This window comes from Marinobacter persicus, assembly GCF_002934325.1.
Taxonomy (GTDB): domain Bacteria; phylum Pseudomonadota; class Gammaproteobacteria; order Pseudomonadales; family Oleiphilaceae; genus Marinobacter; species Marinobacter persicus_A.
Genome location: NZ_PTIV01000003.1, coordinates 171,986 through 196,219 on the forward strand (window position 1 = coordinate 171,986; position 24,234 = coordinate 196,219).

Genomic DNA, 24,234 nt, shown 5'->3' on the forward strand with positions numbered 1-24,234 from the left:
TCGGTCGAGAGCCCCGCCATTTCCAGTTAATCACTGACCGGCGACTCCTTCATGGCGGCGTTCATCCGCCGACGCAGAAGCGGCCCCACCAGGTATGGCAGCACCAGACCGAGCCCAGCCACCACCCAGAGGCCAATGGCCAGCGGGCTACCCCAGAGGATGCTCCAGTCACCGTCGGACAGCACCAGGGCGTGCCCGAGGTTCTTTTCCATTTCCGGCCCCAGCAACAGACCGAGAATGATCGGCACCAGCGGGATTTCCAGCTTGCGCAGGAAATAGCCGGCAATACCGAAGGCCACCATGAAGTACAGATCAAACGTACTGTGACTGATGGAGTAGATGCCCACGAAGGCCACCATGGTGACGATGGGCAGCAGGTACATCGGCGGCACGGACAGCAGCTTCACGAACAGTCCCACCAGGGGGATGTTGAGTACCAGCAGCAGCACGTTGCCAATCAGCAGCGCCGCGATCACGCCCCAGACAATGTCGGCATTCTGGGTGAACATCAGAGGTCCGGGCGTGATGTTCAGGGAAATCAGCATAGCCAGCAGTACGGCGGTGGTGCCACTGCCCGGCACGCCCAGTGTCAGCATGGGCACCAGCGCGCCAGAGGAAGCACCGTTATTGCCGGCTTCGGGCGCGGCCACACCCCGGATATCGCCTTCACCGAAAGTACCTTTTCGGCCAACCGCCTGCTTTTCCAGAGTGTAGCTGATAAAGCTCCCCAAAGAGGCACCGGCGCCAGGCAGCACACCTGCGATAAAGCCAAGGACACCGCCCCGCAGCTGTGTGGGAATGGTGCTAATCAGCTCCCTGAAGCTTAGAGTGAGTTTGCCCACATTCATCTGGTCACGACCACGACCCATGCGGGCCTCCACAAAGAACAGCAGCTCCGAGATGGCAAACAGGCCGACAATGGCCAGGATGAAATCAATCCCCTCGTACAGCTCCAACATACCAAAAGTGTAGCGCTGGGTGCCGGTGGAGATATCAATACCCACGGTGGAGATCATGATGCCCAGAGTGGCGGCGATGACCGTTTTCATCGGGTTCTTGCCGGTAATGCCGCCAAGGGTGGCAAAGGCCAGCAGGAACAGGGCGAAATACTCCGCCGGGCCGAAGGTCAGCGCGAACTTCGCCAGCACAGGTGCCAGCAGGATCAGGCCAATGGTGCCGATCAGCCCACCCGAGAACGAGGCAATGGCCGAGATAGCCAGGGCATCGGCGGCACGGCCTTTCCTGGCCATGGGATAGCCATCCAGGCACGTCATCATCGCCGGTTCATCGCCCGGGATGTTGAGCAGGATTGAGGAAATCCGACCACCGTACATCGCCCCCGCATACACGGATGTCAGCAGGATCATGGCCGTTTCCGGCGGCAGCCCCAGGGTGAACGCCAGAGGAATCAAAATAGCCACGCCATTGGCAGGCCCAAGACCGGGCAGGCAGCCGATCAGCGTGCCCACGAACGCCCCGAACAGGGCGAACATCAGGTTATAAGGGGTCAGCGCAACGGCGAATCCCTCCATCAGAAAGCCAAGGGTTTCCATCAGTTCACCTCCAGCAGGCCGGCAGGCAGACTCAGGGACAGCCCGTAGTTAAACAGCACAAAAACCAGGACGGCGCTCAGCAACCCGCTGACAAAAGCCCGTGTGGGCGTAGCCCCCATGCGCCAGCTCAGCGTGCCCACCGCCAGTGTGGTTGCGATGATGAAACCCAGCGGCTCCAATAACAGCGCATATACCAGCAACACCACTACCGAAACCACCAGCTCCAGAGCAGGTTTCCCCAGGGGCCACTCGGCATCCGGATCCGGCTTGATCATCAGATAGATACTGCCGGCCACCAGCACCACGGCAAGAATGGTCGGGAAGGTTTCAGGCCCCACGCCCTCAGCGCCACCAAACGGTTCGGGCCACTGCTGCGCGACCCAACCGTAGGCAACGGCGAGGACCAGAAGGCCCAGGCCGAGGATGCGATCACCGAGCCCTGTCATTTCAGCAACCCGATTTCACGAGACAGGTTTTCGATGTCCTGGACCTGCTTGCGAACGAACTCGTCGAATTCGTTGGCAGGCGGATGGAATGGAATCAAGCCGTTGCTTTTCATGACCTTTTTCCATTCTTCACTGGCGTACAGAGTGTTGATGGCGTCCACCCAGTACTCTTTCGCGGCTTCATCCGCACCCTTGGGCATATAAAAACCTCGCCAGTTCGGACCTACCGAATCAATGCCCTGCTCCCGGGCTGTTGGAAGATCCTTGAACTTGCCAGGCAGGCGCTCTTCCGCCAGCACGGCCAGTACACGCAGATCACCGGATTCCATAAAGCCGGTGGCTTCGGAGATATCACCGGTGAACGCGTCCACCTGGCCGCCCACCACTTGGGTCATGGCTTCACCGCCATTGTTGTACGACAGGTAGGGAATCGAAGGCAGCTTACTGGCGCCTGCGGCCTTGGCGGTTATCAGTACCTTCAGGTGATCCCACCCGCCACGGGCACTGCCGCCGGCAAATTTAACGGACTTTGGATTAGCCTTTACAGCTTCCATCAAGTCGTTCAGGTCCTGATATTCGGAGTCCTTGCCGACAGCAATAATGCCGTAATCCGCACCCAGTGCGCCGACCCAGGTCACCATATCCGCGTTCATGCCCGGGAACTGCTTCTGGGCCAGACGGGTCGTGGTCGCGGTGGACGCCGCTACCAACAGTTTGTTGTCATCGGCACGTTTGCTCACGGTGTGCGCGTAGGCCACGCCACCGCCGGCACCAGCCATGTTGACGGTCTGCACGGTACCATCCACCAGGCCGAGCTCCTGCATCACGTTACCAACACTGCGGCAGGTGAAGTCCCAGCCGCCGCCGGGATCGGCTGGTGCCAGGCATTCCACTTTACCTTCCGGCTGCCAGGCCATGGCCGACATGGAGACGGCGGCCGCCGCCACAAAAGACAGGGTTCGTTTGAATAGCATCGTTGTCACCTCATTCACTTGTTGTTGTGATCAAGGCGAGATTAATAGGTAAAAGCCGAGACGCAGAAGCTTGTGGGCGTAATGCGTTTAAAGGATGTTTACTGCATTCTGTTCATAAAGTTCACGGGCATGACGACGCCCAATAAAGTACCCTGTTTCCATAAAGATAACGACCGAACCCTACAGCCAGAGCCGTTTTGCGAAGAACCAGACTCAAAACCCGAATGATCGTCACACTGGGGCTACTCGGTGCCTTGCAGACCGTCCTGATTGGCGGTTTTGCCGGCTACTACCTCAGCGAATCGCTCTACGACGAAATCGGCCAGCGCGCCATGAAAGTGGCCCAGACCGTGGCGGCAACGCCAGCAGTCATCAACGGCGTGCGTAATCGGGACATTCCCGCCCTCAACCGCCTGGCCGGGCGCCTGGCAGAGACCAACGACGCCCTGTTCATCGTCATTGGCGACCACCAGGCCATCCGCCTGGCCCACCCTGACCCAGCCCGCATCGGCTTTTCCATGGGCGACGACGATGGTGACTACGGGCGCAAAGCCCTGGTGGAAGGTAACGCCTACGTTGCCCGGGCCGAAGGCAGCCTGGGGGAATCCATGCGTGGCAAGGCGCCAATCGTGGTGCCAGGTACCGGCGAGATCATTGGCATTGTTTCCGTCGGCTACAGCCTCGAGCAAGTGGAGGCCACCATTCGCCGGTACAACTTTGTGCTCTATGGCGTGGTTGGATTGATGCTTCTGGTCAGCGTTATCGCTGCCATCGTCATTGCCGGGCGTTTCAAGCGCGCCATCTTCGGTCTGGAACCGGAGGAAATCGCCCGGCTGTTCCAGGAACGAGACGCTACCCTGCAATCGGTGCGCGAAGGCATCATCGCAGTCAATCGAGACGGTGTTATCACCACGGTCAATCGCGCCGCCTACGAAACGCTTGATCTCCCATCTGACCAGCCCGTGACAGGCCGGCCGATTTCCGAGATTCTTCCCGAAAACGGTCTGATCTCGGCACTGACCTCCGGCGAGCCGGACTTTGACCAGGAGATCTGGCTGCGGGGACGCCAAATGATCGTCAACCGCCTGCCCGTGCGCCGGGGCGATACCATCATCGGCGTGGTTGCCAGTTTTCGCCTGCGGGACGAACTGGACCAGGTGAGCCGACAACTGACGCGGATCCAGCAATACGCCGATACCCTACGCAGCCAGACCCACGAATACTCCAACAAGCTGCACACCATCGCCGGACTCATCCAGATCGGCGCCAACCAGGAAGCATTAGCACTCATTGGCAGCGAAGTCAGTGACCACCAGACCCTGCTGCACCTGCTGCTGGAAGCGGTGCCGGACCCGGTCATTGCCGGCTGCCTGCTGGGCAAGTACAACCGGGCCCGGGAAATGGGGCTGAGCCTGGAGATCGACCCGGACAGCCAGATGCGGGATCTGCCGGAAATGCTGCCCCGGGAACAACTGGTGGGCGTAGTGGGCAACCTGATCGATAATGCATTAGAGGCTACACGGCTACACACGGGCGCCGGAGGCCGGGTACAGCTGTCCATGACGGACCTGGGCGAGGAGCTGATTTTTGAAGTGCAGGACCAGGGACCGGGCATTCCGGAAAAGGAGCGACAACGGATTTTCAAAAAGGGGGTCAGCACCAAGGAAGGTGAAGCCCGGGGCTACGGGTTACACCTGGTGCGCCAGTTCCTCCGGCATTGGGGCGGCTCCGTTACCGTCGAGAACGTGCCTGAGGGGGGAAGTCGGTTTACCCTATACTTACCAAAGGCACCCAAGAAGGGAGGCCAGCTTTGACCTGTATCCGTACACTGATCGTCGAGGATGATCGCAAAATCGCAGAGATCCAGCGCCGATTCCTGGAACGCATGGAGCAGGTGGATCTGTGTGGCATCGCCCACACCCTCGCCGACGCCCGCGAGCAGATCGAGGTAATGGATCCGGACCTCATTCTTCTGGATGTCTACTTTCCGGATGGCAATGGCCTTAACCTGTTGCGAGAGCTTAGGGCCACGGACAGCCATAGTGACGTTATCCTTATTACCGCCGCCAAGGAAGTGGAGACCCTGCGCAGTGCGCTACGTGGCGGGGTATTCGACTATATCCTTAAACCGCTGGTGTACGAACGTCTGCAAGAGGCCATTCAGGGTTACCAGGCCCACATGGAGAGACTGGACACCCTGCACCAGGTGGCTCAGAAGGAAGTCGATGCGCTACTCCCGCGCGCGCCCGGCGAGAACGCCCGCAATGCCGACGAACGCCTGCCCAAGGGCATAGACGCACTAACCCTCGACACAATCCGGGAAGTCATGGCGGACGGGCGCAAACTGAGCGCAGAAGAAGTCGGGGCGGCTATCGGTGCCTCACGAACCACGGCTCGCCGCTACCTCGAATATCTGGTTGGCGCCGGTGAGCTGTTCGCGGAAGTTGCTTACGGGAGTGTTGGCCGCCCCGAAAGGCGCTACTGTGCCGTACAGACCAATGCCTGAAAATTCTGGAGCCTGATCGTGAAGTCACTCCTGATAACTGTTCTGACCCTGGCATTCCTGACGGGATGCCAGGAATCACCCACCGGGCGCAACCGGCTGGCCCTGGTACCCAATGCCATGATGGCGGATATGGGGCAGGAGAGCTTTGAGCAGATAAAACAACAAAACACCGTGGTTACCCGCCCCGAAGTCAACCAACTGGTGCAATGCATCACCAGGGAACTGGTCGCAGCCGCCCAAACCGAATACCCACAAGCTCCCATGCCACAATCCTGGGACGTTGCAGTGTTCGACAATGCCAACGCTAACGCGTTTGCCCTGCCAGGCGGGAAAATCGGAGTTCACACCGGGTTACTGCGCGTTACCGAAAATACTTCGCAACTGGCCACGGTTATTGGCCACGAAATCGCCCACGTACTGGCGAACCACGGCAACGAACGACTGACACAGCAACTGGGCGTGCAGGCAGGGATGCTACTGGTGGGTCTGTTTACAGAGAGCGAGATTGCCGAGGATCAGATTCAGCAAGCCCTGGGCATCGGCGCCCAACTGGGCCTCACCCTACCCTTCAGCCGGGCCCACGAAGAGGAAGCAGACCTGATGGGCCTGAAGATCATGACACGGGCCGGATTCGAGCCTGGGGAGAGCGTGCGCCTGTGGCAGAATATGGCGGACGCCTCTGGCGCGCAACCGCTCGAATTCCTGTCCACCCACCCTAGCCACGATAGCCGTATCGCTGCCCTTCGCAGACAGCTTGAAAAGGCCCGCCCCCTCTCCGAGAGGGCTCCCCCACCGCAGTGCCAACCCTGATCTCGGCGAGTCATCTACTTCAATGGTGGCTCTTGTTTACGAGCCAGAATGTAGTACACAAGACTGGCCAAACCGCAGGCGATCATCACCCAACCGGCACCTTCGGCCATTTGCGAATTGCCACTGCCGAGGCCGATCAAGACTACAGCGCCGATGATGATGCTGTACACGGCCGACAGGAACAGGATGACCAGGCTCTTGCGAGGCTCTTGTTTCACAACCGTTTTTGGATCTTCCATAAGGTGTCTCCTAATTCGGTCGATAAGTGAAGGGACAGCACCTGCTGCCTTTTGCACAACGGCTAACCAGCCAGTGTAGCGCATTCCTACATTGTTCAAACCGCCGAAGCCTACGTGAAACCACCGACGACCCCGCAAATTCAGGACGTATGCGCTGCGGAATTCCGGGAACCAGTAGCGACAATTCTGCGCCCGATAACCATCAGGCTGGCCGGCCGGCTGGCTACCTCCAGGGGCGTCTTGCCAATAAGTTCGCCATCGGCCGTCACGGTTTTTGGCTTGCCCGTTTCAATGACGCAGCGTCGGGCTTTCAGGTGCATGAATGTACTGCTCCTCCGAGGGGACTGTCGCCCCAACTGGACCAGGACAAAGGTGGCCAGAAGCTGGATCAGAGGGCGCGGTTTGACGGCAACCACGCTCAGACAGCCATTGTTTACCGACGTCTCCGGAATCTCGTTCCCCCCGCCAAAAAAACCGCCATTGGCTACCGCCACAGAAAGCCAGCGCCCGGTTATAACACCCTTGTCACAGTGAATCCTGGCCCGGAAGCCCCGCCGGGCATTCACGCGCCGCAGCAGATTCACTCCATAGCTGAAACGTCCAAACAGCCGTTTTTCAGATCTCCTGGCTTCCCGTGCCGGCAGCGTACCTATGCCCACGTGGGCTACGTTAAGAAAGATCCCCTTACCAAAATCGGCCACATCCACCCTCAGCCTGGCTCCCTCAGCAATCAGCTGACACAGCATTTCTGGCGACTCGGGGAGGTCCAGGTTACGGGCAAAATCGTTGGCGGTTCCGGAGGGCAGAATCGCCAGAGTGGCCCCCGTTTTCAGGCACAGGCGGGCACCAAGGTTGGCCGAGCCGTCGCCACCGGCAACCATCAGAACATCGCCCGCCTCCAGCTCCTCCACCCAGGAGGTGTCTTCAAAACTGCAGCACCTTGGGTTCCGGATACCGGCTTTGGCCAGATGATCGAGCCAGAATTCACGGTCGCACCGCTTATCTCCCGCGTTGGGATTGGATACCAGCCAGTAGGTCAAAACGCCTCCCCTCCGCTCATTGCAGGGCCATACTCAAAAGCCTAGGCGGGTTTCTTGCGGACAACCACCAGCGCGACACCCGTAATCGCGACAATGCCGCCGACCATGGCAAGCCCGCCCAGCCGTTCATCAAACAGAAGATAGGCCTGCGTCGCCGTGACCGGTGGCACCAGGTAAAACAGACTGGCCACCTGGGAAGCAGCCCCCTGGCGGATCAGCCACATCAACAGCAGAATCGCACTAACCGACACCCCCAGCACCAACCAGGCCATCGACAGCTGCAACTGCAGGCTCCATTCAACCTCCCGGGATTCCAGGGCGAAGGCGCCCACGGCAAACAACGTGGCAGCAGCGGCATACTGGATCAGGGTGCCGGATACCAGGTCTGCACCCGTGCCATGGCGCTTCTGGTAGACCGTTCCCAGGGAGATACCCGCCAGCGCGAGCAGGGCCCACAGCAGACTCCACAGCGTCATGCCCGAGCCGGAGGGCGCATCGGTGCCGAATTTCTCCAACAGCACCAGGGCCACGCCCACAAAGCCCAGGGCCAGGCCCAGCCACTGGCGCCCGCTGACTGACTCCTTCAGCACCAGCACCGCCACGCCCGAGGTCACCAGCGGCTGCAGCCCGACAATCAGGGACACAATCCCCGCTGCCATGCCTTCATCAATGGCGTAATACACCGCGCCCAGGTAGCAGCCGTGCACCAGCAGGCCGGTGATCGCCAGGTGACCGGCCCCGCGCCAGCCCGGCCAGCGGGCTTTCAGGAACCAGGCAAGGCCAGCCAGCAACGCCAGCGTTATCAGCATGCGAAGCAGAAGCAGGGTGAACGGTTCCGCAAACGGCAGCCCGTATTTGGCGCCAATGAAGCCGGTGCTCCACAGCCAGACAAACAGGGCGGGGATGAAAAAGGAATAGAACCATGAATGCATCGAAGGGCTACCGGTTGGGGAATCTGCCCGCAAGCTTACTCCAAAAGTTAGCAGCCGAACAAAGCAGATTCCCCGTGGGCGGATGACCGCTTACTGGCCCGGGGCCGCCCCGGTCGGCAGTCTCACCTCAATCTCGGGTTCCTTCTCGTGCCAGTCCGCCTCCCAGGTTACCTCGGGCTCCTGGCCCGGCCGAGGCTGGACGGTGATGGAAAGGGTCCCGAAACTGGTGGGCGCCGGGCCAAACCGAATCGGATTTTCCTGCTCCAGCCAGCGCGGTGGCAGGCCGGCGCACAGGATCAAGCGATTGCCCTCTTCCCGCACAAAGCAGTTGCGCACCATCAGCACCCACTCGGCGGAAGCCCACACATGGTGACCATCGCCCATACAGCCGCCCCCGGTGGCCGGGTGAATGGCCTCCGGCCACTGGCCGGTGGCGGACGCCAGCCGTGCGACTGCATCCACCAGGTCCAGGAAACGCGGATCTCCGGCCCGCAACAGCACCTGGGCCACGTGCAGGGTGAGATACGCATTCAGCCCCGAGTGAATCATGTCCTGATAGAACGCACCTTTGACGAAGCAACGCTCCATCAGGAATTCGGCGCAATCCAGCAGCCGGGAATCGTCCGGGGCACACAGTTGCGTCGGGTAGCCCATGGCCAGGGAGCCAATGGCCCCGGCATCCAGGCGACGATAGGGCGAGGCCGGCATGGCCGGGCGCTTCAGGCGCTGCTCGCAGGTGGCCAGGCTGCGGTCCACGGTCTGGGTGAATTCCTTCGCCCCGGCGGCAAAAATACCACTGGTTTCATGATCCAGTGGCCGGAACAGATCCGAGGCCGCCTGCAGCCCGGCAATGCCCCAGAAGTCGTCCCAGTAGTAGTAATCGTTGGGCCCCAGGTGCTCGGCACTGAAGCCCGCTGGCAGCAGGCCGGCGTGGGGCTTGCCCAGAGTGTCGCTCAGGCGTTTTTTCTGGATCCAGCGTGCGCCTTTTTTCACAGCCCCGTGCCACTCGGGCGGCAGCCGGGTCCCGGTCAGCTCGTGATAGCGCCTGAGAATCCAGAGTACCTCGCCATTGGCGTCCCACTCCCCTTCCTGGGAACGGAAATAGCCATTCTTGAGCTGCCGGCCAGGGAACTGGTTCAGGGCTTTCTCGGCCCGGCCGGTCAGGCCGGCGCACAACAGGGCATGAATAATGAAAGCCGCATCCCGGAACCAGAAGCGCTTGTAGGTGTAGGGCCCGGGATAGACGTCGTCTGGCGAGTGCAATACCAGGGAGCGAATGGCAGCGTCGTAGAGGAACTGCCAGTCTTCATCCGGGCATTCGAGCCGGGCGTGGCCCTGCAAGGCCGCCCCCCAGTCGCCCGGGGAAAGCTCCGGGGCACCCTCATCGGACAGGGGTACCATGACGGTCAGCTCAGATACTTTATCGGCCTTGAGCGGGAACAGCGCGGCGGCGGTCACCATACCCACATCACAGGTGCCTTCGGACTGGTCATCCATGTCCTGCAGATGAATCCGGACATCGCCCCGTTGGTAGTCCGATACGTGATGGTGTTCGGCCGGCCGGCTGAAGGTCACCGCCGGTTTGCCGTCCACCACCCAGTGATCCCGGTCGGCATTCAGCGTGACCCGGTTAATCAGGCTGATACCCTCCGGGTTGGCGGGGCGAAGCGACAACACCAGCGAACCAGCCACGTCCGAGCGGGCCTGCAGCACCATCTGGCAATAGGGTTTGCCGTTTTCCACCACCACCCGGGAGCGGCTGGTGAGCGAGAGGCCGTCACTGGACGATTCCGTCACCACACAGACACCCTCGTCCAGCTCATAGGTCTGCTGGCTTGATTCACAACGGGAGGGCAGCAGACAGCGGCCATCGTCCGCCAGTACCCAGCCATCCAGCGACCAGCCATCGTACCAGGGCGTCAGCAGGCCCCGGGGATCCACAATCGGGAGTTCATCCAGGTCGGGATGACCCACGGCCGTCCAGTTGCGGTTGCTGAGGTTGATGTGGGTAATGGAAAAGGCCCGGGGAATGAATGCCGGATCTTCCGGATCAAACTGACGCTCGACCCAGTAGGGCCAGACCCAGTCCAGGTTGTGCTGGATGACCCGGCTGTTGATCAGCCCCCGGGCGTGGAAAACCACCCCGGCCCGCAACAGCTCAATGGGTTCACCCACTTCCGACGGCTGGGCAAAGTTTTGCAGCTTGCCCAACAAGGCAATAGGATCCAGGAAACCATGCCGCTTGGCAGCACGCTTGACCAGATACCGCCAGGGGAGCCAGTTCATTGATTTGCCTCCTCTTCAGTTGGTTCGGTCTCGACCTTGTAGCGGGCCAGGGCCCGACGTGCCAGACGATTCAGAAACATCACCGCCAGCACAGTGCCAATAAACCCGGCCCCGTAGATGGCCCATTCCAGGGGTGTACGGGCGGTTTCACGCACCCCGATGGTGGAAAGATCTGCCGCCAGGGAGCCCAGATAGACGTTATGCAGTGAAAACGGGATAACGCCAAAGAACGTACCAAGCACAAAGCCGCTAAACGAGAAGTTGGTGAGACCGAACAGAAAATTCGATAGTTTTCCGGGAAAAAACGGAATTAGACGGGTCAACAGCACGATTTTCCAACCGTGGGGCGCCATTTCATTGCTGACCATCGACAACCGCGCCCGACCCCGGAGGTAGACACTGGCGTAATCGCCTAAAAAATATCGGGCGATCAGAAACGCAATAGCCGAACCGATGGTAGTGCCGACCACCACGTAAATGGTGCCCTCAAGCAGGCCGAAAACAAATCCGGCGCCGGTGGTCAGCAGCACGCCCGGTAACAGCAACACCATGGCCAGCACCATAATGCCCACGAACATCACGGCCGCCCAGAGGCCCTGGGTATCAAACCAGCGCAGCAGCTCCACCACCTGCTGATGCACACCAAAGGCGTACAGCAGGCCAACGATCAGCCCAACGCCTGCGATACTGCCACCCATCCAGAGAATGGGGGATTTCTTCCAGCGATTCATAGCCCAACCCTAACGTGTTAACACGTGATGGCTCAAAACATTGCGGTATCATGTCCCTGTTAACACTCAACATAGCCCAGTGTCCCGCTCGATGAAGCTTTCCCGAATTCTCAGTAACCGGAATGGTGTCAGCCGTAAACAGGCCAACGCGTTGATTGCATCGGGCCGGGTCCGCGTTAATGACAGGGTCTGTCGAACACCCGCGCAGGAGGTGGATCGGTTTTCAACCGTAAGGCTTGATGGCGAGATCATTCAGGCGGGCGAGGCAGAACGCTACCTGATGCTCAACAAGCCGGCCGGGTACCTGAGCGCCACGGTGGATGACATCCACCAGACCGTCCTTGAGTTGATTGCCCCGGAGTTACGCTGGCACCTTCACATCGCCGGGCGTCTGGACCGCAGCAGCACCGGGTTGCTCATCCTCACCAGCAATGGTCACTGGTCACGAAAACTCACCGAACCGGTGGTCAAGATACCCAAGGTATACCGGGTAACCACGGCGCACCCTATCAGCCCCGAGACCGAAGCTCAGTTTGCCCAGGGTATCTGGTTCGAGTTCGAGGGCCTGACCACTTCACCGGCCCAGATTGAGCTCATGGGCGAACGGGAAGCACGGGTGACCATCTACGAGGGTCGGTACCACCAGATCAAACGCATGTTCCACGCCGTGGGCAACCGTGTTACAACCCTGCACCGGGAACGCATGGGCGGGATAGCACTGGACGACAACCTGCCCCCCGGCGACTATCGGAGCCTGACCCGAGAAGAGATTGACTCCGTGCAATAGGCCACCCAAAACACGGCGGGCAATGAGCTATGCTATGCAGGATGTCTTTCGCTTAATCACTAACTATTAATCACGACAGGGATGGTTTCAGGTCATGGCCAACGACACCGGCGGCTACTACCCGCGCCCACTGCGCCACCTCAGCGTTTACCTGTCCGGCCTGGTGCAGGGCCGGCTTTGGCTAAAGGTACTGGTGGGCATGTTCCTGGGGCTGGTTGTCGGCACGCTGCTGGGGCCCTCGGTGGGGCTGGTGGAGCCCGCCACCGGCACCTTGATCGGTAACTGGCTGGCCTTCCCCGGCCAGTTGTTCCTGGCCACCATCCAGATGATCGTGATCCCGCTGGTGATTGCCTCGGTGGTGCGGGGGCTGGCCGCCAGTGAAAACCTGGAGCAGTTACGCAAACTCGGCCTGCGGGTAACCACCTTTTTTGTGATCACCACCGCCATTGCCGCCGCCATTGGTCTCTGGGTCGGCGGGCTGATGAATCCCGGCAGCATGATGAAAGGGCTGGTGACGCCGCCCCCCGCCGACGATGCCCAGACAGCGGCCGCCACGATACCCAACGTCAACGAACTGCCCCAGACCCTGATTGGCCTGCTGCCCGGCAACCCGCTGGATGCCATGGTGGAAGGCCAGATGCTGCAGGTGGTGATTTTCTCAATCATCGTGGGTGTGGCGCTGGTCAGCATGGCCCCGGAGAAATCCCGCCCCATGCTCGACCTGCTCGATTCCCTGCAGCAGATCTGCATGACGGTCGTGCGCTGGGCCATGCGCCTGGCCCCCATCGCGGTGTTCGGCCTGATGGCGCAACTGACCACCACTATCGGCTTCATGGCCATGCTGGGCATGGCGTCCTACGTGGTGACCGTGCTGGCCGGGTTACTGGTACTGCTGGGATTCTACCTGCTGATCCTGAAACTACTGGCGGGGGAGCCACCCCTGCGTTTTCTTCGCAACACCCGGGATGTGTTGTTACTGGCGTTTTCCACCTCCAGTTCGGCAGCGGTCATGCCCCTGTCGATCCGAACCGCCGAGGACAAGCTCGGGGTCCGGCCCTCGGTTTCCCAGTTCGTTATCCCCCTGGGCGCCACCATCAACATGAACGGCACCGCCCTGTACCAGGCGGTGGCGACCATTTTCCTGGCTCAGGTCTATGGCATTGATCTGGGGCTGGGCAGCATGGCGCTGGTGGTGGCGATGGCGGTGGGTGCCTCCATCGGCTCACCCGCCACGCCCGGGGTGGGCATCGTTATCCTGGCGATGGTGCTACAAACCGTCGGCGTGCCGCCAAGCGGCATCGCGCTGATCATGGGCGTGGACCGGATCCTGGACATGTGCCGCACGGCCATCAACGTCACCGGCGACCTGGTCACCTGCCGGCTGATGGAGAACTGGTCGGGGCGCCGGTTACCTCAGGAGCCTGCTTCCGCCGAGGCGTAAAGAATAAACCCAAGGAGTAAAACGACATCCAGCTTTTAGCCATGTGCTAAATTTGAAGAAAGCCGCCAAAAGGAGGACCCGACATGCTCTACTGGATTGTCATATGCCTCATCATCGCACTGATCGCCGGCGTTCTGGGCTTCGGGGGTATTGCCGGTGCCGCCACCGGCATCGCCCAGATTCTCTTCTTCATTTTTCTGGTACTTCTGGTCATCTCCGTGGTCAGCAGCATCTTCCGTGGCCGGGGCCCCAAACCATGAGGCCCTGAGCAGGCCTGGCGGCGTTGACAATGTCGCCGCCGGGTGTCTATCCCTGTACGTAAGTGCAAACGATATGAAACGGCGGTGATGTCATGGTTTCTACGAAGGCAAATGTCTTTGTTTTTGGAGCAGACGACTTCAACCTGAATCTGATTCAGGCCCTGGAGACCGGTTATGAGTACAGCCTGCACCCCCTGTTCGATTACGCGTACATTCGTGAACAGGGCTTGCAGATCGAGGTCGAAAGGCTGTACCAGCAAGCCCTGGATAAACTCGATAATTTCACCGATTCCGTCGATGCCATCGTGGGCTACTGGGACTTCCCCATAAGCACCCTGCTGCCCCTGCTCCGGGCTCCCTATAACCTGCCTTCTCCCAGCCTGGAAGCAACGCTCAAGTGCGAACACAAGTACTGGAGCCGCGTGGAGCAGAACAAGGTGGTACCGGAGTACATTCCGGACTTTTGCGCCGTGGACCCGTTCCGGGACGATTACCGGGATCAGATCTCCCTGGACTATCCCTTCTGGATCAAACCGATCAAGGGCGCGTCTTCCTTCCTGGCCTTCAAGGTTAAAAACGATTCCGAGCTTGAACACGCCATCGAACGGATACGCAAGGCGGTCCATCGCTACGGCAGCCCGTTCAACGATGTGCTCCAGCACGCCCACCTGCCTGACGAGGTTGCCTCGGTGGACGGCAACCATTGCATTGCCGAAAGCATCATCTCCAGCGGTCGGCAATGCACCCTTGAAGGCTACGTTCTCAATGGGGAGGTCACCGTGCATGGCATCATTGACTCCGTTCGCGCGGGCAAGCACCGGTCCAGCTTTGCACGCTTCCAGTACCCGTCCACGTTTCCACGGCGAGTCCAGAAACAAATGCTCTCGGTGACCGAGCGCTTCCTTCATCACATCGAGTATGACAACGGCCCGTTCAATATCGAGTTCTACTGGAACCAGAGCCAGGACAGCATCCGGCTGCTGGAGGTCAACACCCGCATCTCCAAGTCTCACTCGCCCCTGTTCCAGAAAGTGGACGGCGAAGCCAACCACAGGATCATGGTGGAGACCGCCCTTGGCCGGGACCCCCACTTCCCCCACCGCCGGGGCAAGTATCCGGTGGCGGCGAAGTTCATGTGGCGGGTGTATGAGGACGCCCGGGTCACCCACGTGCCCCCGCCCGAAGAGCTGGAAGCCGTGCGCCGCCGGTTCCAGGACGTGGACATTGAGCTCTACGTGGAACCCGGCAAGTTGCTGTCGACACTGGAAGACCAGGACAGCTACAGCTTTGAACTCGCGGCCCTGTTCATTGGCGCGGACAACCAGAAAGCACTGCGCCAGAAATATGAGGACGTGAAGGCGGCGCTGGACATCCGACTTGAACCCTTGGACGACAAGCCATCCTCCAGATAACAGGAATACCGGCTATGACAAGCGCCAACGAGCTTCCAGAAAACGTACATCATATTGAGCACCGGTGGATTCCCATGCCGGACGGCACCCGGCTTGCAGCACGGATCTGGATACCTGAGAGCGCGGAAACCCACCCAGTGCCCGCCATCTTCGAATACATCCCCTACCGCAAACGGGATGGCTCACGATTGCGCGATGACACCCTGCATCCCTACTTTGCCGGCCACGGTTATGCCTGCATAAGGGTCGATATCCGGGGCAGCGGCGATTCCGAGGGCGTGTTGACCGACGAGTACCTGCAACAGGAACTGGACGACGGTGTCGCCGTGCTTGAGTGGCTTGAGGAACAGCCGTGGTGCAATGGCCGGGTCGGGATGATCGGCATTTCCTGGGGTGGCTTTAACGGTCTGCAGATCGCTGCCATGCAACCGCCCCAGCTCCAGGCCGTGGTCAGTGTCTGTTCCACCGACGATCGCTACGCGGATGACGTTCACTACATGGGCGGCTGCCTGCTGGGTGACAACCTCTCGTGGGCCTCCACCATGTTCGCCTTCAACTCCCTGCCGCCCGACCCGGAAATTGTCGGGGACAGCTGGCGCAACATGTGGTTCCAGCGCCTGGAGGGCAGTGGCCTGTGGCTGGACACCTGGCTGAAACACCAGCACCGGGACGACTACTGGCGCCACGGCTCCATCTGCGAGGACTTCTCGAAAGTCCAGACACCGGTGATGGCGGTCAGTGGCTGGGCGGATGGCTACTCCAATACCGTGTTCCGCCTGCTGGAACACCTCCCCGGACCACGAATGGGGATGATCGGTCCCTGGAGCCACAAGTACCCGCACATTGGCATGCCGGGTCCAGCCATCGGCTTTTTGCAGGAGTGCCTTCGCTGGTGGGATAAATGGCTGAAAGACCGGGAAACCGGCATCATGGACGAGCCCATGCTGCGGGTGTGGATGCTCGACAGTATGCCGCCCTCAACCTCCTACCATCAGCGCTACGGGCGCTGGGTCAGCGAAAAGACCTGGCCGCCGGCCAACAGGAGCGAGCAAACCTACAAGCTGGCGCCCTACCGGCTGATGGAACCCTCGGAAGACGTACCAGACAAGGCCCTGACCCTGGAGTCGCCCCTGAGCAATGGCTTCTTTGCCGGCAAATGGTGTTCCTACAGCAACACCCCCGACCTGCCCCATGACCAGCGAGAAGAAGATGGCGGCGCACTGACGTTTACCACGGAACCACTGGAAGAGCCCCTGGAAATCCTCGGTGCGCCGGTAATCGAACTGGAACTGTCCGCTTCCAAGCCGGTTGCCATGGTCGCGGTGCGTCTGTCCGACATGCTGCCGGACAACAAGACCACTCGCGTCAGCTATGGTTTGCTTAACCTGACCCACCGGGACGGTCATGCCGAGCCCAAGCCCCTGGAGCCGGGCCACCGCTATCGGGTCCGGGTCCAACTCAATGGCATTGCCCAGCAGTTTCCCAAAGGCAACCGAATTCACGTGGCCATATCAACATCCTATTTCCCGCTGGCCTGGCCCAGCCCGGAATCCACCCAACTCACCATTCACAACAAGGGATGTCGGCTTACCTTGCCGGTACGGGTACCCCGTGGCGAGGATCTAAAAATGCCGGAACCGGAGATGACCCCAAGCGGGCGAAAATTCCAGATCCGTGAAGGGCAACATAACTGGCGAGTCATCCGTGAACTGGACAAGGACGCCGGCACCCTGGAGGTGATCAACAACAACGGCCTGTCATACCTGGAGGATCCAGACGTAACGGTAGAGCACGATGTCAGCGAGTGGTACAGCTATAAAGGCCATGAATTTGATTCCGTACGTGGCGAAACCCTCACCAAGCGGGGCTTCCAGAGGGGTAACTGGCACATACGGACGATCACACGGACCCTGCTGACCTGTGACCGGGATAATTTCTACCTGAACGCGGAGCTCGATGCCTACGAGGGTGAAAAGCGCGTTTACTCCCGGAACTGGAACCAGGCCATCAACCGCAGACTGGTGTAGCGGGGCGGACGCCCCGCCACTGCGGCCCACACTGCGCTAACCAGACTTCGCAAGCCGGCGGTTGACCATGTAGTGGTAGATCCGCGCCAGCATGGGCCGTATTACCGGCAGGCCGATCAGCCAGGCAAGCGGCTTCAGCACCGGTACCCGGGACATCAGCAGAATGTACGCATCCATCTCGCTGTGGATACGCCCCTGCGCGTCCTTCACGTGCAACTCCCGCAACGCCTTGTCCGGATCAATGCCTTCGGCGCGCAGTTGCTCATCCTTGCCGGTGATGTCCAGCCATTCGACCGACTCACCAGTTTCTCCCGCCAGCTTCTCGTAGCGTTCGCGATCCTTGATGCACGAGGGGCAGGAGCCATCGTAGAAAACCACCAGCCTCCCTTTCCGCATGTCCATAACAGCCTCCCCGGTCATATACGTCATCACTATCCTCACCCTAGCATATGGAGTGCAAACCACTCTGCCGCCTTGAAATCACTCGGTACTGTCATAAGCTCCTACAGTAAGTAGTGATTTTTTCATCCTGAACTCACCACAACTTTCTGGAGAGAATGCTATGGCAGGAGGAAGCGACAGTTACCACGAACCGATCGAACAGCTATCCGACAAAACCCGGGACCGGCACCGGGCCCTGGTGTCCGTCCAGGAGGAACTTGAAGCCGTTGACTGGTATCAGCAGCGGGCCGATGCCACCACGGATGAAGAACTCAAGGGACTGCTGCTTCACAACATGCGGGAGGAGATTGAACACGCCTGCATGGTGCTTGAGTGGCTGCGTCGCAACGATGCGGACTTCGCCAAGCAGATGGACATCTACCTCTACACCGACAAGCCCATTCTTGAGGCCGAGGAAGACGACGCCAATCTGAGCGAAGTGGCGGAAACCAATGGTCCGACCAGGGCGTTGAATAAATTCACCATCGGTTCAATGAAAGGTTAGTAAAGCTATGAGCTATCTCAATCGGGAAAATGCCTCTTTCTCCAAGGACATCTGGGAAAGAATCGACGAGGCGGCCGTTGGTGCCGCACGGGAAATCCTTACCGGCCGCCGTTTTCTGGAAGTTGACGGCCCGTATGGCGTTGGTCTGACGGCCATCGAGGTGGGCGATGAAGGTTATTGCCGGCAACCAGCGCCGGACGAAGCCGGTGCGGTACTAAGCCAGGCCAGCGCCATTCCCATGCTGCGCAAAGGCTTCGAGCTGAGCGTCCGTCGGGTGGAAGGCTACGAATCCATGGGCCAACCCCTGGATCTGCGCGAAGTGGAAGACGCCGCCGAAGCGGTCGCCCGCCGCGAGGAAGAATTCATCTACTACGGCCAGCCGGATTTCGGTCTGGAAGGGCTAATGACCGCCAAGGGCCGCAGCGAAGTCACCTGTGGCGACTGGAGCAAGGTGGAACAGGCCCTGGAAAACGTCCTGAAGGCCGTCAACCATCTGGATGAAAACGGGTTCCATGGCCCCTACGCCCTGGCCCTCTCGCCATCCTGGTACAACCAGCTGTTCCGCCGCTACGAAGGCACCGACATGCTGCAGCTGGAACACCTCAAGCGCCTGTGCGAAGTCGGCGTATTCAAGGCCGAAATCGAAGGCGCAGTACTGGTGGACGCCCGGGCCGGCCGCATTATCATCGGCCAGGACCTGATGACCGGCTACTCCTCCAACGATGGCATTCACCATCAGATGTTTGCCAGCGAGAGCCTGGTACTACGGGTGGAAGAGCCTGGCGCCATTTGTACCCTGCAGAAGAAAGGGTGATCCGGTATGGCGAGCGATTCGGACCTCTCCGGCGCCCGCCAGGGGGCACAGCACAGCCTGGCGGAGCAGGACGCCCTGAGCCAGCGCCAGGCCGGGTGCAGCAGCGACAGCCTGCGCGCCACCCTGGCTGGCATTGGCCAGCTCAAACCCCGCCAGGCCCGGCGCATGCTCGAATGGCTGGCGCGCCATGAGCCCGGAGCCAGTGCGCCGCCCCCCACGTCATCGCCATTCACCTCTGACCCCGTCGGTACTGTTGAGAGTACCGGCGAGACTACCGACGACAGTTCGGAGGAGTCCACCGCCAACACTGAGCCGGCCGGACCAACCAGTGGTGAAGGTGGCGAAATCCTTGAACGCCGGGACATCACACCCGAGCTTCTGGTGCTCAAGGTGGCCCGCCCCGAAGACTTCGATTACGTGGCGGGACAATCCGTGAAGGTGGAGTTTGGGGGCGTGCGGCGTACCTATTCCCTTGTCTCGGCGCCCCACGAGCCGTTCCTGGAGTTCTTTATCGAACTGGTGCCAGGCGGCCGGATGTCGCAACAACTCAGCCAGGTGAAAGAGGGCGACCGCCTGGTCCTGGGCAAAGCCCGGGGCGGCCTGCGGTTTGATGAGCGTTATCCCAACCACCTCATGGTCGCCACGGTGACCGGCATCAACCCCTTTGTCAGCATCCTGCGGGACTATGTTCACAAAGGCAGCCAGGGCCATCACTTCCACGTGATGCACGGGGCCAGTTACCAGAGTGAACATGGCTACCGGGAAGAACTGGCGGCAATGGCTTCTGCACATCCGGACCTGATCACCTACACCGCGACCGTCAGCCGGCCGGACGAAGCCGCCAATGAGGGCTGGACCGGCCAGACCGGGCGGGTGAACACCCTGGTGGCAGAGTACCTCTCATCGGCGGGTCTGACCGTCGATAACACGCTGGTCTACGCCTGTGGCCACTCTGGCATGATCGACGCGGTGACTGGCGAAGTGGAAAAAAGCGATTTCCGACTGAAAACCGAAAATTACGGCTAAAGCTACGGTTCAAAGCGAGCCAGACTGGCCCGGCGCCGGTTGAAGCCGGCCCAGGGGTCTTCTTTGGCACCAAGCCGACGGAAGATATTCTTCAGCCCCCAGGATTGCGGCCCGGTATTCCGGCTACCCAGCTCGTCCCAGGAGATGGGTGTCGCCACCGGCGCACCTTTCAGTGCCCGCAGGCTGTAGGGCGCGATGGCTGTCATCCCGTAATCGTTGCGCAGGTAATCGATGAACACCCGGTCGCCCCGCTTCTGCTTGCGGTGCTCCAGCGTGGCAATGGTCGGGCAGTTATCCAGCAACTCCTCGGCCAGTTGTCGGGCGATGGGCTTCACCCGCTCAAAACCCGCATCGCGGCGAAGCGGCACATGGACATGGACGCCACGTGAGCCGGTAGTTTTCACAAAACAGGGCAGTTTGTACCCCTCCAGGAGTGAACCAAGCTCAAAGGCCAACTCACGAACCTTCTCAAAATCGTCATCGGACGGGTCCAGGTCAAAGATCATCTGATCTGGAGAATCCAGGGCTTTGCCCGTGGACAAGGCCAGGTGCAGCTCCACCACGTTCTGGTTGGCCAGGTACACCAGGTCCTTTTCTTTATCGGCGATCGCCATCTCGATGCTCTCCCCCGCCTCGCTGCGCAAGGGTACATCCAGGCGTTTGATGTAGTCCGGGAAGTGGTCCGGGGCACGTTTCTGGAAAAAGCCGTCCTGTTCAATGCCGTCCGGGAACGACCGCAGCGTAAGCGGACGGTCTTTGAGGTGAGGTAGAATGGTGGGCGCAATTTTCCGGTAGTAATCCACCACGTGCTGTTTGGTCAGCTTGTCGGCCGGGAAAATCCGCTTATCCGGATGGCTGATGTCGATATCGGCGTTATTCGTCATCCCTGGCAATGTCCTTGAGGGACCGGCCACTGAGTACAGAGTCCGGCTCGGTGGATACGGGGTTGCGCCGGGCGTCGGCCTTGTCGTCATCCATCTTGATCAACAACCAGTTCTCGTTGTCGTCCTCGGTGTTCATCCGCACCAGTGAATAGCCGCCCTGCAGCTTTTCGCCCTTCAGGCAGAAGGTCAACTTGCCGTCCTTGAGCTGTCGGGCCATGGCGTCTTTATCGCCGTCATCCTCCAGCGGGGAAAACGTGCCCCGGTCCCAGACCATGACCACGCCACCGCCATACTGGTCTTCGGGTATGACGCCTTCAAAATCGGCATAATCAAGCGGATGGTCTTCAGTCCGGACGGCCAGGCGCTTTTCGCCAGCCGCAGTGGACGGCCCCTTGGGCACCGCCCAGGATTTGAGCACACCGCCAATACTCAAGCGGAAATCATAGTGAAGGGTGCTGGCGTCGTGCTTCTGGATAACAAACAGCGGCCGGTTGTGGTCACCGGCCGCCTTTCCTGAAGGCTCTCCGGTTTTACGAAAATCCCGTTTTTTCGTGTATTCGGAAAGCTTCTTGCTCATGGGCTCTTACCTGCATTGGCGGGCTAGACGCTCAGATGCCGGGTAATTGCTGCCGCATCCTCGCGAACAAGATCCTTGTCGATGGTCTTCATTACGGCACTCAGGCATTCCTTGCTGAGGTGGTTGCGCAATACCCCCAGAAACTTGGGTGGTGCCACCAGTATCAGGTTATCGAACCGACCTTTATGGCGGGCTTTGTTGAGGTATTCCCCCAACTCCCTGGCGAAGCGCGCATTTTCCGGATCTTCGTCCGTTTCGCGATCATAAGTCTGGTAACCACCTGCCCCGCCATGGTTGCTACCGGGGCGGTCGGTATAAATTTCGGAGTTTTTCTGTCGGCCCTCCCTATGGGGATGGTCCAGAATTTCCTCGATGCTTCTGACGGGGGTTTTTGCCTTGAAAAACCGGGCCATGGCGCTGTCCGCCACCAGAACATACAACCGCTTGGGAGCCAGCGGATCCTCATCGCTTCTTGTCATAGATTGCCCTCCGTGTTTTCTCAGGCTTCACCTTTTCACGATAGCAGTCCTTTACCATGCGTCAAAAGCAAAACACGGGGGGGGCATCGGGTGGCCTCTATTCGCCGGCCACCAGGGACTGCAGTTTTTGGGTCAGCTCCACGGCCTCACAGCCCAGCGGCGTCAGATAGCCACCATCACTTTGACTGATCAGCCCCTTGGAATAGAGCGTCTGCGCAGCCTGGACCGTTTCTGGTGCAGCCGAGTGCGAATGTACCTTGATGCCCTCCTGGGTGGAGGTAGATGGGAACTGGAGCAACAAATTGAGTTCAGCGAGATGATTTGGTGAGAAAGGCATGGCACACTCCTGACGATAGGTTTGACTGCAGTCTACACCATGTACCGGAATCCGAAAGCCTCCTGAATCATGACGCGCACAACTCTTTTCAAATGCCTGGGCGCCACGGCTGCGATGGCGGCCCTACTCGCCTGCAGCGGCACACTGACGGCTGACGAAATCCGGCGAATCGAACATCCTGACGGCCGGATCGAGTACACCAACATCAAGAGCAAGAACCCCGCGCGCGCTTCTACCCGAAACGAAACCGTATACCGCTATAAAGACCGGCACGGCGTGGTTTCCTACAGCAACCAACGCCCCGAAACCCGGGAGTTCGACGTCATCCGTTTTCACTGTTACGCCTGTGACCCAAATTCGACCGTGGACTGGCATAACACCCCTTTGTTTACCAGCAGCTACCGCAACGAAATCACAAGCGCCGCAAGAGAGTTTGATGTCGACCCGGCGCTGGTTCGGGCCGTCATCCATGCCGAATCCGCCTTCAATCCGGACGCTGTATCACCAGTAGGCGCGCAGGGGCTCATGCAGCTGATGCCCGAAACCGCAAAGGACCTCGGCGTGAGCAAACCCTTTGAAGTCAGCGAAAATATCCGGGGCGGCGCCCATTACCTGTCGCAGATGCTGCAACGCTTCGATGGCGATATCCGCCTGGCCACCGCCGCCTATAATGCAGGCCCCGGCGCGGTCAGCCGCTACAAGGGCGTACCGCCCTACGCCGAAACCAAGGCCTACGTGAACCGCGTTGGCATCCTGCACCAGCGCTACGCCGCCAACTGATGGGCACCATCATCAACCGCCCGGCTATCAAGGGCGACATAGTGCACGTGGCTCGCGATAAGCTGGGCAACATTCTGGTCATCGACGATCGCAAACATCGGATACTGAGCTTTGATTCCGTGTTTGAGCAGAGCAAGATCCTGCGTACCGCCCCGCACCTGCCGGTGCACGAATACAACCGCGCCATGCTAATGCCCATTGTCTGGCAGGAGCCGGCCCGGGTGACCGTCCTGGGGCTCGGCGGTGGCGCACTGTCGCACGGCCTGCACAAGCTGCTGCCGGAAAGCCGTATTGAGGTATTCGAGTTGCGGGAGAAGGTGGTGGAGATTGCCCGGGACTGGTTTTCACTGCCGCTTTCGGAGCGCCTGAACGTAACGGTAGGCGATGCCCGCCTTGCGGTGGAAGAACTCCCGCCCGCCAGCACCGACATGATCCTCACCGACCTGTACACGGCAGACCGAATGAGCCCCGCGCAGGCCCAGCGCCAGTTCATCAAGGCCTGCAGCCGCGCCCTGTCGGATACCGGCTGGCTGGCCCTGAACTACCACCGCATGCCCGAGCGCGATGGCAACCTGTTCCGGGAACTCAGGCGCCAGTTCCCGGTGCTGCTGGTGTTCAAGAGCAAAACCAACAACTGGGTGATTTACGGCTGCAAAAAGCTGTTTGACCCATGGACCCTGCCCTCAAACCGGAGCAAGGAACTGGAGAAGCGTTTGCCGGTGGGGTGGCCGAAGCTGTTGAAAAAGGTATCCATGCTGGCACGGGATGACGACGCCCAAAGCTGAAACAAGTGGGCGGGCAGGCCTTTCCAAAAATTTCGAAGGCCAGGGATGGCCTGAGAGAAGCGCACATGGATGATGGGATGAACACCTCTTGTTGAGATCGGCGTCAAGGCGCCACTATTGGATTAGGTGCAATAGCAAACAACAAGAGGTGTTCAAGATGAA

26 protein-coding genes are annotated in these 24,234 nt (G+C 60.0%); 13 read left to right on the plus strand and 13 right to left on the minus strand.

Annotated elements, in window-relative coordinates; all coding sequences use genetic code 11:
- Positions 1-26: 26 nt before the first annotated feature.
- The 3 genes from BY454_RS03075 to BY454_RS03085 are packed head-to-tail and all read right to left on the minus strand — an operon-like array spanning position 27 to position 2,973.
- Positions 27-1,553, minus strand: coding sequence for a tripartite tricarboxylate transporter permease (locus BY454_RS03075; protein ID WP_104415164.1), 1,527 nt, complete (start codon positions 1,551-1,553; stop codon positions 27-29).
- Entirely contained in the window at positions 1,553-1,999 is a 447-nt protein-coding gene (locus BY454_RS03080) for a tripartite tricarboxylate transporter TctB family protein (RefSeq protein ID WP_104415165.1), read from the minus strand. The genes BY454_RS03075 and BY454_RS03080 overlap by 1 nt, the downstream gene beginning before the upstream one ends.
- Complete coding sequence (locus BY454_RS03085; RefSeq protein WP_104415166.1) at positions 1,996-2,973, minus strand: Bug family tripartite tricarboxylate transporter substrate binding protein; 978 nt, start codon at positions 2,971-2,973, stop codon at positions 1,996-1,998. The genes BY454_RS03080 and BY454_RS03085 overlap by 4 nt, the downstream gene beginning before the upstream one ends.
- 197 nt (positions 2,974-3,170) lie before the next feature.
- Here BY454_RS03085 and BY454_RS03090 point away from each other — a divergent pair, with 197 nt between their 5' ends.
- From BY454_RS03090 to BY454_RS03100, 3 genes are read left to right on the plus strand one after another with little or no spacing between them, the layout of a single operon-like run.
- Positions 3,171-4,787, plus strand: a complete 1,617-nt coding sequence (locus BY454_RS03090; protein WP_445626100.1) for an ATP-binding protein — start codon at positions 3,171-3,173, stop codon at positions 4,785-4,787.
- Positions 4,784-5,479, plus strand: a complete 696-nt coding sequence (locus tag BY454_RS03095; protein ID WP_104415168.1) for a response regulator — start codon at positions 4,784-4,786, stop codon at positions 5,477-5,479. The genes BY454_RS03090 and BY454_RS03095 overlap by 4 nt, the downstream gene beginning before the upstream one ends.
- Before the next feature lie 18 nt (positions 5,480-5,497).
- The gene (locus BY454_RS03100) at positions 5,498-6,289 is read left to right on the plus strand and encodes a M48 family metallopeptidase (RefSeq protein WP_104415169.1); all 792 of its coding nucleotides are present in this window, start codon (positions 5,498-5,500) and stop codon (positions 6,287-6,289) included.
- Between the two features lie 14 nt (positions 6,290-6,303).
- Here the strand turns inward: BY454_RS03100 and BY454_RS03105 are convergent, their stop codons facing one another.
- The 5 genes from BY454_RS03105 to BY454_RS03125 form a co-directional block, all read right to left on the minus strand.
- Positions 6,304-6,528 carry a hypothetical protein gene (locus tag BY454_RS03105; RefSeq protein ID WP_104415170.1) on the minus strand — a complete coding sequence of 75 codons (225 nt, stop codon included), beginning with the start codon at positions 6,526-6,528 and terminating at the stop codon, positions 6,304-6,306.
- Between the two features lie 140 nt (positions 6,529-6,668).
- Positions 6,669-7,568, minus strand: coding sequence for a diacylglycerol/lipid kinase family protein (locus BY454_RS03110; RefSeq protein WP_104415171.1), 900 nt, complete (start codon positions 7,566-7,568; stop codon positions 6,669-6,671).
- Between the two features lie 41 nt (positions 7,569-7,609).
- Positions 7,610-8,500, minus strand: coding sequence for a DMT family transporter (locus tag BY454_RS03115; RefSeq protein WP_104415172.1), 891 nt, complete (start codon positions 8,498-8,500; stop codon positions 7,610-7,612).
- A gap of 90 nt (positions 8,501-8,590) precedes the next feature.
- Complete coding sequence (locus tag BY454_RS03120) at positions 8,591-10,786, minus strand: hypothetical protein (RefSeq protein ID WP_104415173.1); 2,196 nt, start codon at positions 10,784-10,786, stop codon at positions 8,591-8,593.
- Complete coding sequence (locus tag BY454_RS03125) at positions 10,783-11,517, minus strand: TVP38/TMEM64 family protein (RefSeq protein ID WP_104415174.1); 735 nt, start codon at positions 11,515-11,517, stop codon at positions 10,783-10,785. The genes BY454_RS03120 and BY454_RS03125 overlap by 4 nt, the downstream gene beginning before the upstream one ends.
- 91 nt (positions 11,518-11,608) lie before the next feature.
- On the opposite strand from BY454_RS03125, the gene BY454_RS03130 reads away from it, so the two are divergent.
- The 5 genes from BY454_RS03130 to BY454_RS03150 all read left to right on the plus strand — a co-directional run bounded on the left by BY454_RS03130 (position 11,609) and on the right by BY454_RS03150 (position 17,444).
- On the plus strand, positions 11,609-12,304 hold the full coding sequence (locus BY454_RS03130) for a pseudouridine synthase (RefSeq protein WP_104415175.1): 696 nt from the start codon (positions 11,609-11,611) through the stop codon (positions 12,302-12,304).
- Between the two features lie 94 nt (positions 12,305-12,398).
- Positions 12,399-13,745: a dicarboxylate/amino acid:cation symporter gene (locus BY454_RS03135; RefSeq protein ID WP_104415176.1), complete on the plus strand. Its 1,347-nt coding sequence runs from the start codon at positions 12,399-12,401 to the stop codon at positions 13,743-13,745.
- Between the two features lie 83 nt (positions 13,746-13,828).
- A complete protein-coding gene (locus tag BY454_RS03140; RefSeq protein ID WP_104415177.1) occupies positions 13,829-14,005 on the plus strand; it encodes a DUF1328 domain-containing protein in 177 nt (58 codons plus the stop codon).
- 92 nt (positions 14,006-14,097) lie between these two features.
- Positions 14,098-15,417 (plus strand): ATP-grasp domain-containing protein, encoded by a 1,320-nt coding sequence (locus BY454_RS03145; RefSeq protein WP_104415178.1) that lies wholly within the window; start codon positions 14,098-14,100, stop codon positions 15,415-15,417.
- Positions 15,418-15,431: 14 nt separating this feature from the next.
- Positions 15,432-17,444 carry a CocE/NonD family hydrolase gene (locus BY454_RS03150; protein ID WP_104415179.1) on the plus strand — a complete coding sequence of 671 codons (2,013 nt, stop codon included), beginning with the start codon at positions 15,432-15,434 and terminating at the stop codon, positions 17,442-17,444.
- Positions 17,445-17,480: 36 nt separating this feature from the next.
- Here BY454_RS03150 and BY454_RS03155 read toward each other — a convergent pair whose 3' ends face one another.
- Positions 17,481-17,846: a thiol-disulfide oxidoreductase DCC family protein gene (locus tag BY454_RS03155; protein ID WP_104415206.1), complete on the minus strand. Its 366-nt coding sequence runs from the start codon at positions 17,844-17,846 to the stop codon at positions 17,481-17,483.
- 160 nt (positions 17,847-18,006) lie between these two features.
- On the opposite strand from BY454_RS03155, the gene BY454_RS03160 reads away from it, so the two are divergent.
- Genes BY454_RS03160 through BY454_RS03170 form a run of 3 tightly spaced genes read left to right on the plus strand, consistent with a single transcriptional unit; the run spans position 18,007 to position 20,230 of the window.
- Positions 18,007-18,390 carry an encapsulin-associated ferritin-like protein gene (locus tag BY454_RS03160; protein ID WP_104415180.1) on the plus strand — a complete coding sequence of 128 codons (384 nt, stop codon included), beginning with the start codon at positions 18,007-18,009 and terminating at the stop codon, positions 18,388-18,390.
- Between the two features lie 7 nt (positions 18,391-18,397).
- Positions 18,398-19,204, plus strand: coding sequence for a family 1 encapsulin nanocompartment shell protein (locus BY454_RS03165; protein WP_104415181.1), 807 nt, complete (start codon positions 18,398-18,400; stop codon positions 19,202-19,204).
- 6 nt (positions 19,205-19,210) lie between these two features.
- On the plus strand, positions 19,211-20,230 hold the full coding sequence (locus BY454_RS03170) for an FAD-binding oxidoreductase (RefSeq protein ID WP_104415182.1): 1,020 nt from the start codon (positions 19,211-19,213) through the stop codon (positions 20,228-20,230).
- Between the two features lie 2 nt (positions 20,231-20,232).
- Here BY454_RS03170 and ligD read toward each other — a convergent pair whose 3' ends face one another.
- The 4 genes from ligD to BY454_RS03190 form a co-directional block, all read right to left on the minus strand.
- Positions 20,233-21,114, minus strand: coding sequence for a non-homologous end-joining DNA ligase (gene ligD / locus BY454_RS03175; protein WP_104415183.1), 882 nt, complete (start codon positions 21,112-21,114; stop codon positions 20,233-20,235).
- The gene (locus BY454_RS03180; protein ID WP_104415184.1) at positions 21,104-21,691 is read right to left on the minus strand and encodes a DNA polymerase ligase N-terminal domain-containing protein; all 588 of its coding nucleotides are present in this window, start codon (positions 21,689-21,691) and stop codon (positions 21,104-21,106) included. Before BY454_RS03180 ends, ligD begins: the two co-directional genes overlap by 11 nt.
- Before the next feature lie 23 nt (positions 21,692-21,714).
- Positions 21,715-22,170: a host attachment protein gene (locus BY454_RS03185; RefSeq protein WP_104415185.1), complete on the minus strand. Its 456-nt coding sequence runs from the start codon at positions 22,168-22,170 to the stop codon at positions 21,715-21,717.
- Positions 22,171-22,267: 97 nt separating this feature from the next.
- A complete protein-coding gene (locus tag BY454_RS03190) occupies positions 22,268-22,507 on the minus strand; it encodes a TIGR02647 family protein (protein ID WP_104415186.1) in 240 nt (79 codons plus the stop codon).
- 69 nt (positions 22,508-22,576) lie between these two features.
- Here BY454_RS03190 and BY454_RS03195 point away from each other — a divergent pair, with 69 nt between their 5' ends.
- Complete coding sequence (locus tag BY454_RS03195; RefSeq protein WP_104415187.1) at positions 22,577-23,287, plus strand: lytic transglycosylase domain-containing protein; 711 nt, start codon at positions 22,577-22,579, stop codon at positions 23,285-23,287.
- Positions 23,287-24,072, plus strand: coding sequence for a spermidine synthase (locus BY454_RS03200; protein ID WP_104415188.1), 786 nt, complete (start codon positions 23,287-23,289; stop codon positions 24,070-24,072). Before BY454_RS03195 ends, BY454_RS03200 begins: the two co-directional genes overlap by 1 nt.
- Positions 24,073-24,234: the final 162 nt, after the last annotated feature.

Coding starts and splice junctions, on each gene's coding strand:
- BY454_RS03075 (WP_104415164.1), bottom strand. CDS start 1,553: ATGGAAACCCTTGGCTTTCTGATGGAGGGATTCGCCGTTGCGCTGACC.
- BY454_RS03080 (WP_104415165.1), bottom strand. CDS start 1,999: ATGACAGGGCTCGGTGATCGCATCCTCGGCCTGGGCCTTCTGGTCCTC.
- BY454_RS03085 (WP_104415166.1), bottom strand. CDS start 2,973: ATGCTATTCAAACGAACCCTGTCTTTTGTGGCGGCGGCCGCCGTCTCC.
- BY454_RS03105 (WP_104415170.1), bottom strand. CDS start 6,528: ATGGAAGATCCAAAAACGGTTGTGAAACAAGAGCCTCGCAAGAGCCTG.
- BY454_RS03115 (WP_104415172.1), bottom strand. CDS start 8,500: ATGCATTCATGGTTCTATTCCTTTTTCATCCCCGCCCTGTTTGTCTGG.
- BY454_RS03120 (WP_104415173.1), bottom strand. CDS start 10,786: ATGAACTGGCTCCCCTGGCGGTATCTGGTCAAGCGTGCTGCCAAGCGG.
- BY454_RS03125 (WP_104415174.1), bottom strand. CDS start 11,517: ATGAATCGCTGGAAGAAATCCCCCATTCTCTGGATGGGTGGCAGTATC.
- BY454_RS03130 (WP_104415175.1), top strand. CDS start 11,609: ATGAAGCTTTCCCGAATTCTCAGTAACCGGAATGGTGTCAGCCGTAAA.
- BY454_RS03135 (WP_104415176.1), top strand. CDS start 12,399: ATGGCCAACGACACCGGCGGCTACTACCCGCGCCCACTGCGCCACCTC.
- BY454_RS03140 (WP_104415177.1), top strand. CDS start 13,829: ATGCTCTACTGGATTGTCATATGCCTCATCATCGCACTGATCGCCGGC.
- BY454_RS03145 (WP_104415178.1), top strand. CDS start 14,098: ATGGTTTCTACGAAGGCAAATGTCTTTGTTTTTGGAGCAGACGACTTC.
- BY454_RS03150 (WP_104415179.1), top strand. CDS start 15,432: ATGACAAGCGCCAACGAGCTTCCAGAAAACGTACATCATATTGAGCAC.
- BY454_RS03155 (WP_104415206.1), bottom strand. CDS start 17,846: ATGGACATGCGGAAAGGGAGGCTGGTGGTTTTCTACGATGGCTCCTGC.
- BY454_RS03160 (WP_104415180.1), top strand. CDS start 18,007: ATGGCAGGAGGAAGCGACAGTTACCACGAACCGATCGAACAGCTATCC.
- BY454_RS03165 (WP_104415181.1), top strand. CDS start 18,398: ATGAGCTATCTCAATCGGGAAAATGCCTCTTTCTCCAAGGACATCTGG.
- BY454_RS03170 (WP_104415182.1), top strand. CDS start 19,211: ATGGCGAGCGATTCGGACCTCTCCGGCGCCCGCCAGGGGGCACAGCAC.
- ligD (WP_104415183.1), bottom strand. CDS start 21,114: ATGACGAATAACGCCGATATCGACATCAGCCATCCGGATAAGCGGATT.
- BY454_RS03180 (WP_104415184.1), bottom strand. CDS start 21,691: ATGAGCAAGAAGCTTTCCGAATACACGAAAAAACGGGATTTTCGTAAA.
- BY454_RS03185 (WP_104415185.1), bottom strand. CDS start 22,170: ATGACAAGAAGCGATGAGGATCCGCTGGCTCCCAAGCGGTTGTATGTT.
- BY454_RS03190 (WP_104415186.1), bottom strand. CDS start 22,507: ATGCCTTTCTCACCAAATCATCTCGCTGAACTCAATTTGTTGCTCCAG.
- BY454_RS03195 (WP_104415187.1), top strand. CDS start 22,577: ATGACGCGCACAACTCTTTTCAAATGCCTGGGCGCCACGGCTGCGATG.
- BY454_RS03200 (WP_104415188.1), top strand. CDS start 23,287: ATGGGCACCATCATCAACCGCCCGGCTATCAAGGGCGACATAGTGCAC.